Genomic DNA, 12,504 nt, shown 5'->3' on the forward strand with positions numbered 1-12,504 from the left:
ATCAGGGTTTGTTATGGATAATCAAATCGTTAAGAAAAGCCGTACCGACAAACAGTGCGCAGTGACAGGCACGGATGCCCACTATCAAGCACTCGTGGCGAGTGCAGCCGCTGCCATTTTGGTGATTGATGAATCAGGTGTGATTATCGATGCCAATCCCTATACCCGCACATTGCTGGGCTATGACCATCGGCAACTGGTGGGCAACAATGTGGAATGCTTGATGCCGCCAGAGCATGAAGGTAAGCATCAGCATTATCTGATGCAATACCTTACCGGTGGCGAAGCAAAAGTGATTGGAACTGGGCGGCGAGTTAAGGCCCGTCATGTCGATGGGCACCTCGTCCCTGTACACCTCGCGGTCAGTGAAGTACAGATAGACAGTCGGCGTGAGTTTATCGGCATCATGTCTGATCTTAGCGCGCTCACGCAGGCGCAAGCGAGTGTAAAACACGAGCGCAACCAGCTGAAAACCATCATCAATGCGATTGCTAATCCAGTGTTTGTCCGTGAACTGGGCGGGCGATATACCATGGCCAATCATGCGTGTGTCCAGGCCGTTGGGGTCGATAATGTGGAGGCGTTAGCTGATGCCTTTGCCCAGTTATTACCCAAAGGAGGACGAGAGACACTCAACGCGCTGGATCATCAACTGACCATGAATGGCGAGCCCGTGCATACCGATGTAACTCTGAATGATGGCCGCACCTTTAAGCTGGCGAAAACCCTTATCCATCACCTTGAGGGTGAGCCATATGCCATTGTTACCGTCGCGTACGATGCCACCCCGCTTCTTAATGCCATGAAAGACGCGGAGCGAGCGAACCAAGCGAAAAGTGACTTTCTTTCTGCAATGAGTCATGAATTACGCACCCCGCTTAACTGTGTGCTTGGCTATGCACAATTATTAATGAATGCGACCTCGCCGGCGTTAGAGGCCACTCAGCAACAATACGTGGCACAAATACACCAAAGTGGCCGTCATTTACTCGCCCTGATTAACGATGTGCTGGATCTTGCCAAAATCGAGGCGGGAAAAATTTCCCTCAATCCAAGCTGGGCACCTTTGCGTCCGATGATTTGCGAGGCTGTCGATTCGCTGTTGCCCCTTGCCCATCGCCAGACGGTGAGTTTGCGCCATACCCTACCGGACGCACTTAACGGCGATATTTACGTCGATGTGACCCGATTTAAGCAAGTGCTGATCAACCTCATTAGCAATGCGATTAAATACAACCATGCCGGTGGACGTGTCACGGTATCGACCCGTCAGCAAGCCGAAACGATAACGATCGCGGTGACGGACACAGGCATTGGCATTGAACAGGATAAGCTTAGCGCGTTATTCGAGCCTTTTAATCGCTTAGCGGCCGAGCAAACCCATATTGAAGGGGCAGGCGTGGGGCTTGCGGTCACACAGCAATTGATTGCGCAAATGCAAGGTGAGATCACCGTGAGCAGCGAAGTTGGAAAAGGGAGCTGTTTTGCCGTCACCTTTCCCTACCGTGGCCAGTCGTTGACCGAGATAGCGTCTTCATCCACACCATTCACCCTTACCCAGCCGCATCGAGTGCTTTTTATTGAACCAGACGTTGCACAACAACGCCTGATGGCCGATTGGTTCGAAGACTGGCCGTTACTGACCTTGACCTGTGTCCATGATTTATCGTTGGCAGCCGCGATGGCGCATACCACACCGCCCTCGCTATTCATGGTCAGCTATGCGGTGCTTGATGACACGGCAGATCAGGTTCAGTTACGACTCGGGGAACGGCCTATGATCGTGGTTAATGTGCCGGACTCCGAATCTATGCAATCGCACAGCGATAGCATTGTGACGTTGGCGTCACCAGTAACGGGTACGGGGTTGGGCCGAGCGATGCAAACACTTTTGGAGGACAGGGCATGACACGAGAAAAATCCCAAGCGCAGATCCTGATCATTGATGATCGACCGGAGAATGTCGACTTGTTGACTGCTATGTTGCTGCAATCTGGCTATCAACACATCACAGGCCTTAACGATCCACGCCTTGTGACCGATTACCTCTCCCCGGTCCCCGATTTAGTGTTGCTTGATATGCGTATGCCACAACGCTCGGGGCTGGATGTACTCGATCTGTTGAACAATACGCTCGGTGAGCACTGTCCCCCGGTGATGGTGCTCACTGCCGATAGTGATAACAATCTGCGCAACCAAGCCTTATGTCGTGGGGCCATTGATTATCTCACCAAGCCGTTTGATCACCATGAAGTGCTTCAGCGCATCCATAATATTCTTCATTTTCAATTCAAAACCCTGAAAGAGCGTGATCAAGCGGCACGTTTGCAAATGTTAGTGAATAAGCAAACCGCGGCATTACGTACCTTGTCTTTAACCGATCCTCTAACCAATCTACCCAATCGACGTGCGCTGGTGGATGCGGCTGAACGTCAACTCGCAAAGGGGATGGTGACCGTGTTTATGATAGCGTTGGATGGGATGGAGGCGGTAACACAGCATCAAGGCCACTTAATGACAGAAGCGCTGTATAAGCACCTTGCAGGGCTGTTGGCTAGTAGCTCGGTCGCAAGAGGTCGGCGTATTGGTGTCTGGGACAACACACGTTTGGTGATGGTAGTGGAAGGAGATATCACTGCCATTGACGCACTTGCCAAGCGGATTTGTCGATTATTGAGTGGTCATCACACCCTTGATGGCCGTTTGATGTCGATGCACTGCCATGTGGGAATAGCCCAAGCGGAAGGGGAACATCACGATGTGGAGCAACTCTTTCGCCAAGCGATTCTAGCCATCCCGACCGATGACACCGAAGTGGGTCATTATCGCCAAGAGTTGGATGCGCAATCGCAACGTGAGCATATGATCCGCAATGGACTTAGCCCGGCTCTTGAACAAGGAGGGTTGTCTTTGGTCTTTCAGCCCAAATGGGATCTCAATACCGGCACCATGGTAGGCGCTGAGGCGTTATTGCGTTGGCGTCATCCGCAACTGGGAGCGATCAGCCCGGCCGAGTTTATTCCCATTGCCGAGCGAAGTGCCGATATGATCCAACTCGGCGATGCAGTTTTTTCTATGGCGTTGCGCGCGCTGGTCCGTTGGCGAGAGCAATACACCTTGCCCGAGGCGTTTCACTTAGCCATCAATGTCTCTTCCCAGCAACTTCGCCACGGTTTTGCCGACAGCATTCTTGCCCGCTGCCAAGCGCTGGAAGTACCCACCCAAATCATTCAGCTTGAGGTTACTGAATCGGCGTTAATTCGACATATGTCGGTGGCGCTCAAAGAGTTACAACAGCTCCGTGATGCGGGGATGCATATTGCGCTTGATGATTTTGGCACAGGCTACAGTTCATTGAGCTATTTGAAACAGCTTCCTGTGGATTGGGTGAAGCTTGATCGTAGCTTTATTCAAGACCTTGCATCCAACGCCAGTGACAAACACCTTGTTGGTAGCGTGATCGACCTAGCGCATGGGTTCGGCCACGGTGTGGTGGCCGAAGGCGTGGAAGAAGTTGGCCAGCAACAGATTTTGCAGCGTATTGGCTGCGATCAAGCGCAAGGCTTCTTGTATGCCAAACCGCTGGGGTCAGAACAGTTTGAACAGCTTCTGCAAACCGGATGTGAATGCCCAGCGACGGCTATCAGTGCGCCCGTGTCTGGATAGCCGTGGTCATCATCGGATTAGAGATGAGGCTTGCGCTTTATCCGTAGGATGCATATCCTGAACACAGTTAGTCGGGGAGCAAGTAATTGCTGAGACTGCGAAAGCAGGACCCGTAGAACCTGATCCAGTTAGCACTGGCGGAGGGAACTGACACGATCAGCGCACAAAGTGATGCATACTGCCGTACTTTGTCTCCTTCCGCCCCTGATGATTAAGGGGCCAATATGAACCTATCTCCACCTGTTATTCTTACCATTGCCGGCTCAGACAGCGGTGGTGGCGCGGGCATTCAAGCTGACATTAAAGCGATTTCAGCGACCGGTGGCTATGCGTGCTCGGTGATCACCGCGCTAACCGCGCAAAATACCTGCGGTGTTGACGCCGTCTCGGCGGTTGAGCCCGATTTTGTGCGCGCCCAATTAGATGCAGTGTTATACGACATGCCGGTGCGTGCGGTGAAAATCGGCATGCTGGCCAATCAAGCGATTATTCGTGAAGTCGCTGCCGTGCTGGCACGGTCGCCACACTTGCCGGTGATTTTAGATCCCGTGATGGTCGCGACCAGCGGCGACCCTTTGCTCGACGAGCAGGCCATGACGGCGTTGATTGAAGAGCTTATTCCGCGAGCAACGGTGCTCACTCCCAACTTGCCGGAGGCCGCTCGCTTAACCGGTCGGCCTGTGCCAACCTCTATCGAGCAAATGCATGAGCTGGTGCCGGCACTTCGCCATCTAGGCTGTCCTTACGTGATGCTCAAAGGGGGCCATTTACACCAGATGCCCCAGAGCGTCGATATGTGGATTAGCCGAGATACCTGTCAGACCTTGCGCGCACGCCGCATTGAAACTACCAACACCCATGGCACCGGATGTTCACTGTCTGCTGCAATCGCCTCGTTTTATGCCCAAGGGATGACGCCTATCGAGGCCGGGCGAGCGGCTAAGCAGTATTTGACGGAGGCCTTAGCGCATAGTCAGCAGCTAACGGTCGGAAGAGGTGCTGGGCCGGTGCATCATTTTTACGCTTACCCTGATAATTTGTGTCTGTCGCCAGCAGAGCATGCTGTCGCGGAATTGCCCTGAGACGAGATGGAAACGATCCGCTGCAACCCAAGTGGGGCAGCGGCATCGAAAAGAAAACAGCAAAGATGCGTTGGACGCGTCCGTTAGGCGGCAGACCAATGTGGTAAACGCTCGGCGGCGATATAAAAGATGCGATCGCCCGGTGCCACTTCAGTGTGTAGGCGAGGGTTCAGGGTGATCCCATCGCCTTTGTCGAGACCAATTAAAGTTGCATCATGCTCATGCTTTAATTGATTAAACAAGGTGCCGACATCGGTTGCACTCGCATCGGTGGGGTAGCGGGCACAGTATTGGGTCATCCCTTGAGCCGTGCTCAATAGCTCGTGATGTAATTGGCTTGAACCGGGATCAACGGCCGCTTTTGCCAGCATTTCCACCGACACAGACGGCACACATTCAGCGTGCGGATAGTGCTGCTTCAATATTTGGCTGAGTGCATCATCTTGAAAATACGCGAGTAAATGAGCGGAAGGGTTTTTGTGAGCGCAGAACAGCGCCGCAGAAAGCGTAATATCGTCTTCTGGGTTATCGATAATAATACTCGCGGCGCTGTCGATGCCGGCGCGCGCGATGCCTTCGGCATCAGTAAAGCTGGTCACGCGCACAAACTCTACCTCGCCAGGCAGCGGATTTTCCATTTCAGGACGGACACAAAGCACGATCGGGCGCTCGCCATGAATACCGCTTTGCAATAAACGGATTAACTGAATGGTACGCTGACCGTTCCACCCCAAAACTAAAATATGATTTTTCACAGTAAGACTCCGTTTTCCTTGTAATCCACGTCGCCAATAATCCACCAAGGCACTGGTCACATGCCCAATCACCACCGCAAACAGACCGAGTCCACCGGGAATGATCCAAAAGGCGGTAATCCACTGTCCTGCCTCGGTGGCGGGTGAGTAATCGCCATATCCCACGGTAGAGGCGGTGACCACTAAGTAATAGATGTAGCGACTGAGTGACTGAGTCATCTCAGTTTCACCCGCCGATTGTAAAAGCAGCCAGCCAATGATGCCGTAGGCGAGTACGACCAATCCGAGAATACGCCCGTTTAAATGGGCGAAGTGGCTGATAATCCAACGTTTAAAAAGCAACCAAAAGGTCATAGTGTCTCGCTCATTCGCTATGGAAACGCCAGTATGAAGGGATTTTTTATGGGTTTACAGTGTAAATCAACGCATTGGCGTTGAGAGGATCACAGTTTAATCGATTACAAGCACATGCGTATGTATAAGGCGTACAATATGTATATTAACAACTCGGAGGGCTTCGCGTGTTTACATCTCGTCGTCAACTCGAACAAGAACAACAAAAACGTACTGAATTACAACTAAAACTGGAGCAAGTCAATGCCCAGATAGACGCGCTGCACAGCGAAAAGGCGGCGTTAGAATCGGAGCTGGCCGTGGTACAGAAAAAACGCCAAACCGGTAAAGCGATCGACGCTAACCTGTGCCATTTTGGTGATTCGATTACCTCGACCCAATCTTCGCTGGCGACTCTGGCAGAAACTATTAATGGTGAAAAAGAGCGTGTGACGGAGGTGAGCCATCAGGCGGCGTCATGTGCCGAACAAGTCAATGATCTTGCTCGCCATGTACAGTCATTATCCGCGCAATGTCAGCAATCGTCGGAAGCAATTCGTGCTCTTGACCAACACGCACAGGAAGTCAGTGGCATTGTGAACTTGATTCGCGATGTGGCTGACCAAACCAATCTGTTGGCCCTGAATGCGGCGATTGAAGCAGCCCGAGCTGGCGAGCAAGGGAGGGGGTTCGCCGTGGTGGCTGATGAAGTCCGTAACCTCGCCGAACGCACCTCCACTGCTACGCAAGATATTACTCAGCTGGTGGAGAAGATTCGCGCCGGGAGTGGGCATGCGTGTACGCTAACCGATCAGCTTGCCAGTGAAGCGATCAAATATAGCGAGCAAGGCCAACAGGTGGCAGATGCGATGGCGACGCAAAGTGAGCAGGCGCAGCACAGTCGAACCACCATTAAAGCATCGGCATTGCGTGCCTTTTGTGAACTGGCAAAACTCGACCATATCAGTTTTAAGTTTGCGATTTATCGTGTGGTGCTCGGTGAAGATAGCATGAACGCCGATGACGTGACCGACCATACCCAGTGCCGCTTAGGGCAGTGGTACGACCGCGGCGAAGGACGACAGTACTTCGACCAGTTACAAAGTTTTAAAGCTATCGCCGCCCCTCATGAGCAAGTACACACTCACGCGAAAGCGGCGGTAGCAGCGTTTCATGCACAGCAACCCGAGCAGATGATCGCGGCGCTAACAGGGATGGAGAATGCCAGTATGACGGTGATTGATAAACTTGAACATCTGGCGATTGAAGGCAGCGAAGAAGTCGCGTAACGCGATGAGTGTGAAATAGCGACACAGATGGTAATCTCATCCTAAATCAAGGATAAAAAGCCGAAGGAGGCTGAAGTTACCATGACGTCGATTGCATTACTCGATGGTGGCCTAGGGCAAGAAATTTATCAGCGAGCGCCACAAGTGAGCTCACGGCTTTGGTCGGTGGCGGTAATGTTAGAGCATCCGGATATTGTTAAAGACGTACACAAAGACTTTATCCGGGCAGGCGCAAAAACGCATACTCTCAATACCTATCCGGCCACTCCAACACGCTTGGCGAAGGCGGGGTTGCTCGATAGCATTGACACCATCTATCGGCAGGCCTTTTTTGCATTGCAACAAGCTATCGACGAAACCGGCGAGGACGTTGATATTGCCGGTTGCTTACCCCCTCTAGTCGGCAGCTATCTTGGTCAGCCCCAGCGTAGCTTTGAAGACATGAAAGCGGAGTTTGCTCATATTGCGCGCCTACAGCCTGACGTGGACGTCTTTCTTATCGAAACCATGAGCAACACACTCGAAGCGCGCGCAGCCTGTGCCGCCGCTCGCGAGCAAGGTAAGCCTTATGGCGTTGCATTTCGTCTCGAGGCTGATGGTAACTTGCGCTCTGGCGAGTCACTCAACGAGGCAATGCGCGCCGTGGCCGACTACGCCCCCACAGCGGTGATGCTTAATTGCTGTGATCCAGCCGTATTGACCACTGCAATGCCACACATGGCACGGAACTATCACACCGTGGGTGGCTATGCCAATGCCTTTAAATCTGTGGATGATATGGCCAAAGGCAGCAAAGCCGATGCGCTAGAGGCCCGTGAAGATCTCTCTCCGCTAGTGCACACCGAACGCGTACAACAATGGATCGCCGACGGTGCCCTCGTGGTCGGCGGCTGCTGCGAAATCCCCCCCGCCCATATCCAACACCTCGCGCAAACCCTTGAACAGTCTCACGAGATCATCAAGTTTTCGCAGTTAGCAGATTAACTCATTCCCACGCTCCTGCGTGGGAATGCATACGGAAGCCGACGCACCACTCGTTCCCACGCTCCGGCGTGGGAATGCATATTGGCCGGTTTCTCTTCCGTTAACTATACCAACCGTCTGCTAATGCCTCGGCTTGCTCCAATACCAGCTTGGTAGCTTCTTCGGCTTTATCGGGCGGATACTTCCAGCGGCGGAGTAAGCGTCGGACAATATTGCGCATACGTGCGCGTACGCTGTCGCGCTTTTGCCAATCAACCGTTGCTGATTTTCGTAACTGGCGGGTTAGCTCAATTGCTAATTTCCGGAGCGTATCATTGCCTAGCTCACGCACCGATGACTCGTTCACGACCAGTGCGCGATAGAAAGCGATTTCGTCTACATTAAGATCCAGCTCGTCCATCATGCTGGCGTCGGCTTGCATCTCTTTGGCCCAGCGGATCAGCTCTTCAATCACCTGCGCGGTTTCAATGCTGCGGTTATGGTACTTTTGCAGCGTTGACATAATGTGGTCGGAGTACTTTTTCTCTTGTACCACATCGTTTTTCATCCGCGCTTTCACTTCATCGCGTAATAGCCGCTCTAGCAGATCAACCGCAAGGTTCTTCTCTTTGAGATCTTTCACCTCTTCCAAGAACTCTTCCGACAGCAGGCCAATATTGGGCTTTTCCAGCCCCACGGTGCTGAATATGTCATCGACCCCGTCTGCAACAATGGCGTTATCAAGGATCTGACGCAGCGCGGAGTTGCGGCTTTCGTCGCTGCGCTTCTTATCCACGGTGGAGTGCTTCAAAAAGGCCGTCTTGATAGCACCGTAAAAGGCGATTTCGTTTTTATACCCCTCTACTTCATCCAGCGTATTACACAGGGAATACGCCTTCATCAGCGCGGCCATGGTATCGAGATAGCGGCGTTTGCCGTCGCGCACCTCTTCCCCTTTGCTGTTACGGTGCGACAGGCCCGCGATATGGTTCAGCGCGCCGGGCAGTAGGCGAATAGCTTGGGTTTCAAAATCTGGGCGGTAGTGGAACACCTCACCATCAACGGGGGTGGCAAACATGCCTCTGACCACATCGATTTTTTCCATCAACACCGCGAAGGCTTCGGCGGTATCGACGGTGGGTTTGCCCTTACCTTGGCTATTGGTATAGGTTTTTAGTGCGTTTTTCAGTTCGTTAGCAATACCGATATAGTCCACGACCAGCCCGCCGGGTTTGTCTTTAAACACCCGATTGACGCGCGCGATCGCCTGCATCAGGTTGTGGCCTTTCATCGGTTTATCGACATACATGGTATGGCAGCAGGGCGCATCAAAGCCGGTCAGCCACATATCGCGTACGATCACCAATTGCAGCTCATCGTCCACGTCTTTAAAGCGCTTCTCAAATAGCTTCTTGGTTTTCTTATCGTAAATGTGGGGCTGCATCTTTTCTTTATCTGACGCGCTGCCCGTCATCACAATTTTTATCGCGCCCTTGTGCGGGTCAGGGTCATGCCACTCGGGCTTGTTTGCAACAATCGCGTTGTAAAGATCAACACAGATTTCGCGGCTCATCCCTACGATCATCGCTTTACCGGGGAAGGTCGCGGTGCGGGTGGTAAAGTGCTCGACCAAATCGGCGGCCACTTGTTCAATGCGGGGCGCGGCACCTACCAGTTTTTCTAGTGCTGACCACGTAGATTTTAGCTTCTCGCGGGTGCTGATCTCTTCGTCTTCGCCGATTTCTTCATCGACTTGCTCATTCAGCGCTTCGATGTCGTCTTGGTTAATGTCTAGTTTGGCAAGGCGAGATTCGTAATAAATGGGCACGGTAGCGCCATCTTCGACCGCATCTTGAATATCATAAATGGAGACATAATCGCCAAACACACCACGGGTGTCTTTGTCGTCTTGCGAAATAGGCGTGCCGGTAAAGCCAATAAAAGAGGCATTCGGCAGCGCATCGCGCATGTATTGTGAGTAGCCATACACATAGCGGTGATCTACCACTTGCCCATTAGCGTCTCTTACTTCGCGAAGTTTTGCTTTGTTGCCGTATTGGCTGCGGTGCGCTTCATCAGAGACCACCACAATATTGCCACGCTGCGATAACTGAGGATGAAACGACTCGTCGTTTTGCAACGAAAACTTTTGTACGGTGGTGAAAATGATCCCGCCTGATTGGCAACTGGCGAGTAAATCGCGCAGGGACTCTCGATCCTCGGCTTGCTGTGGCAACTGCTTGAGGGTGTCTTGCGCCATGGTAAAGGTGTTAAACAGCTGACCGTCCAGATCGTTACGGTCGGTGACCACCACCAAGGTTGGGTTGTTCATCTCTGGCTGTTGTAACAGCTTGCTGGCATAACACACCATCGAGATGCTTTTCCCGCTACCTTGGGTATGCCACACCACACCCGCCTTTTTACTGCCAGGCTTAACGGTATTGGCATAGTTGGCGCGCGGCTCTGCCACTTGGTTGGCGGTGTTGGCGGCAATAACTGTTGCTTTGACGGCCTCGCGCACGGCATGGAATTGATGATAACCGGCAATTTTCTTAATGGTGGTGTCGCCGCTTTGCTCAAACAGGACAAAATAGCGGATGTAGTCGAGCAGCAGGGCGCGATTGAAAAAGCCACGGATCAGGGTTTCGAGCTCAAACTCATTGAGGGGTTTGTCGTCTTCGCTGGCAATTGTGCGCCAAGGTAAAAAGCGTTCTTGGTTTGCGGTTAGCGAGCCAACCCGTGCCCTCGTCCCATCTGAGATCACCAGGGCTTCGTTAAATATAAATAAGTCACTAAGCTCGTCTTTGTAAGTTTGAATTTGGTTGTAAGCTTTCCAAATATCAGCGTGTTCGTCGGCAGGATTTTTGAGCTCAATCACCGCGATAGGCAGGCCGTTAATAAAGACCACCACATCAGGACGACGATTGCCTTTCGTGCCCGTGAGGGTGAACTGATTCACTACTAACCAGTCATTGTTATCGGGATGGGTGAAGTCAATCAGCCTGACACGATCATGTTTGGTGGTCTGTTTGCCGTCTTGCCATACACTGTATTCCACTGGCACGCCTTCAATCACATAGTGATGGAAGGTTTTGTTGCTTTTAATCAACACCGGTGAATCTGGGGTGGAGACGGTTTTGGCTACTGCCAACAAGGTGTCATGCGGCACCTGTGGGTTCAGTGCGGAAAGGGCGTTAAGCAACCGCCCTTTTAAGGTGACTTGGTGGTAGTCATCGCGCTCAGGGCGGTCGCCGTCAGGGGCGATATCGTAGCCGAGCGCGTATTGATAGCCCAGTGTTTTAAACCAATCGAGGCAGAGCTGCTCCAGCTGGTCTTCGGTAATCATCCGCTATTCCTTTTTATTCTTTATCTCACTCGCTGTGATTGCGCAGCCTCATTAGCACTTAGCTGACCTTTGCCAGTTTTTCTGCCTGTTCCAGCGGTAATTCGCCGGAGAGTAGTTTGGGGAGTAGGGTGTCGCGAAGCGCAGTTAATTCAATATTGGTTTTATGATTTTCTTCTATCATTGCCTTGATTGGTTTAACTAGCTCACTAAATTTCTGAGCCAGAGCTTTTGAAGGGACAACGAGCTGAGGCATTTCCATGCCAGCAATGGGAAGCATATTTACCGTAGTTCCGTTAGCAAAACCTTGTACCTGCCTAACAAAGCGCCCCTTACCGAATAAACGCTCAATAAGCTCTGGCGTCATGTTAGAGCCTTTCTTAGGTCTCACTCTGTAAGTGTGATGGCTAAAGAAACCATGAGCTAAATGTTTAGGAACCATTGCGCCATAACCAATTAGAAGATGGTTATGCCCCTGCTCGGTATTTGCCACAAGAACATCACCTTCTTGAATTTCAAATTTTTCTTTGAACTCATCGCAGTAGAACTTGAGGCCTGTATATTTGTAGCCACCGCCTTCTAAAACAGAATTAAGGTTGTGCATAGGAACGCCTGCATCAAGAGAACTTACCAAACCTTTCCCTTTGTAGCTGAAGCCACGTAGGACATCTAGCTGACTTTTTGCTTCCTCAACCGACCACCCCTCCGGAATCAGCCCCAACTCCGATTCAACCAGTTTATCGGGGAACAGGGCGGCGGTGTCGGCGTCCATTCCTTATGTAACCCTCCCTGTTTTAGTGGCACTCTAAATTAGAGTTTTTCCTACTTTCATGCCTTGCTAAATACTCCCAAGGAGTCAGATCATCGAGTGAGTCATGAGGGCGTTCATCGTTGTATTCCTTCATCCATTTTTCTGTCAGGTCTCGGACTTCACTCAAGGTTTTGAATACGTACATGTTGAGTATTTCTGTCCGATAAGTTCGGTTAAATCGCTCTATATAGGAGTTCTCCGTTTAGGAGTTCTCCGTTGGTTTGCCTGGGCGAATAAATTCCAACTCAACTGCGTTCTCTTC

General features: G+C 51.7%; 8 protein-coding genes, 2 pseudogenes and 1 riboswitch. Of the genes and pseudogenes, 6 read left to right on the forward strand and 4 right to left on the reverse strand.

The features are described 5' to 3' along the window. Positions 1-13: 13 nt before the first annotated feature. From BZG82_RS08260 to thiD, 3 genes are all read left to right on the forward strand, one after another. Positions 14-1,909, forward strand: coding sequence for a PAS domain-containing sensor histidine kinase (locus BZG82_RS08260; protein WP_077765573.1), 1,896 nt, complete (start codon positions 14-16; stop codon positions 1,907-1,909). After that, positions 1,906-3,666 (forward strand): putative bifunctional diguanylate cyclase/phosphodiesterase, encoded by a 1,761-nt coding sequence (locus BZG82_RS08265; protein ID WP_077765574.1) that lies wholly within the window; start codon positions 1,906-1,908, stop codon positions 3,664-3,666. The genes BZG82_RS08260 and BZG82_RS08265 overlap by 4 nt, the downstream gene beginning before the upstream one ends. Positions 3,667-3,728: 62 nt before the next feature. Further along, positions 3,729-3,829, forward strand: a riboswitch (TPP riboswitch). A gap of 61 nt (positions 3,830-3,890) precedes the next feature. Next, positions 3,891-4,748 (forward strand): bifunctional hydroxymethylpyrimidine kinase/phosphomethylpyrimidine kinase, encoded by an 858-nt coding sequence (thiD, locus tag BZG82_RS08270; RefSeq protein WP_077765575.1) that lies wholly within the window; start codon positions 3,891-3,893, stop codon positions 4,746-4,748. An 83-nt stretch (positions 4,749-4,831) separates the two neighbouring features. Here the strand turns inward: thiD and BZG82_RS08275 are convergent, their stop codons facing one another. Continuing rightward, positions 4,832-5,857: a potassium channel family protein gene (locus BZG82_RS08275; RefSeq protein WP_077662693.1), complete on the reverse strand. Its 1,026-nt coding sequence runs from the start codon at positions 5,855-5,857 to the stop codon at positions 4,832-4,834. Positions 5,858-6,294: 437 nt separating this feature from the next. Here BZG82_RS08275 and BZG82_RS16730 point away from each other — a divergent pair. From BZG82_RS16730 to BZG82_RS08285, 3 genes and pseudogenes are all read left to right on the forward strand, one after another. Beyond that, positions 6,295-6,684, forward strand: a pseudogene (locus tag BZG82_RS16730) (methyl-accepting chemotaxis protein); the annotation flags it as partial. Positions 6,685-6,705: 21 nt separating this feature from the next. Then, positions 6,706-7,125, forward strand: coding sequence for a CZB domain-containing protein (locus BZG82_RS16735; RefSeq protein WP_443216479.1), 420 nt, complete (start codon positions 6,706-6,708; stop codon positions 7,123-7,125). Between the two features lie 81 nt (positions 7,126-7,206). After that, a complete protein-coding gene (locus BZG82_RS08285) occupies positions 7,207-8,109 on the forward strand; it encodes a homocysteine S-methyltransferase family protein (RefSeq protein ID WP_077765577.1) in 903 nt (300 codons plus the stop codon). Between the two features lie 100 nt (positions 8,110-8,209). Here BZG82_RS08285 and BZG82_RS08290 read toward each other — a convergent pair whose 3' ends face one another. The 3 genes and pseudogenes from BZG82_RS08290 to BZG82_RS08300 form a co-directional block, all read right to left on the reverse strand. After that, complete coding sequence (locus BZG82_RS08290) at positions 8,210-11,434, reverse strand: type I restriction endonuclease subunit R (RefSeq protein WP_077765578.1); 3,225 nt, start codon at positions 11,432-11,434, stop codon at positions 8,210-8,212. Positions 11,435-11,492: 58 nt separating this feature from the next. Beyond that, complete coding sequence (locus tag BZG82_RS08295; protein WP_077765579.1) at positions 11,493-12,203, reverse strand: hypothetical protein; 711 nt, start codon at positions 12,201-12,203, stop codon at positions 11,493-11,495. A 22-nt stretch (positions 12,204-12,225) separates the two neighbouring features. Continuing rightward, positions 12,226-12,504 (reverse strand): annotated as a pseudogene (locus tag BZG82_RS08300) (integrase core domain-containing protein); the annotation flags it as partial.

It is taken from the genome of Salinivibrio sp. PR5, assembly GCF_001996085.1.
In the GTDB taxonomy this organism is placed as follows: domain Bacteria; phylum Pseudomonadota; class Gammaproteobacteria; order Enterobacterales; family Vibrionaceae; genus Salinivibrio; species Salinivibrio proteolyticus.

What these genes read in the sequence shown, in the direction of transcription:
- BZG82_RS08260 (WP_077765573.1), top strand. Translation starts at nt 14, where the DNA reads ATGGATAATCAAATCGTTAAGAAAAGCCGTACCGACAAACAGTGCGCA.
- BZG82_RS08265 (WP_077765574.1), top strand. Translation starts at nt 1,906, where the DNA reads ATGACACGAGAAAAATCCCAAGCGCAGATCCTGATCATTGATGATCGA.
- thiD (WP_077765575.1), top strand. Translation starts at nt 3,891, where the DNA reads ATGAACCTATCTCCACCTGTTATTCTTACCATTGCCGGCTCAGACAGC.
- BZG82_RS08275 (WP_077662693.1), bottom strand. Translation starts at nt 5,857, where the DNA reads ATGACCTTTTGGTTGCTTTTTAAACGTTGGATTATCAGCCACTTCGCC.
- BZG82_RS16735 (WP_443216479.1), top strand. Translation starts at nt 6,706, where the DNA reads ATGGCGACGCAAAGTGAGCAGGCGCAGCACAGTCGAACCACCATTAAA.
- BZG82_RS08285 (WP_077765577.1), top strand. Translation starts at nt 7,207, where the DNA reads ATGACGTCGATTGCATTACTCGATGGTGGCCTAGGGCAAGAAATTTAT.
- BZG82_RS08290 (WP_077765578.1), bottom strand. Translation starts at nt 11,434, where the DNA reads ATGATTACCGAAGACCAGCTGGAGCAGCTCTGCCTCGATTGGTTTAAA.
- BZG82_RS08295 (WP_077765579.1), bottom strand. Translation starts at nt 12,203, where the DNA reads ATGGACGCCGACACCGCCGCCCTGTTCCCCGATAAACTGGTTGAATCG.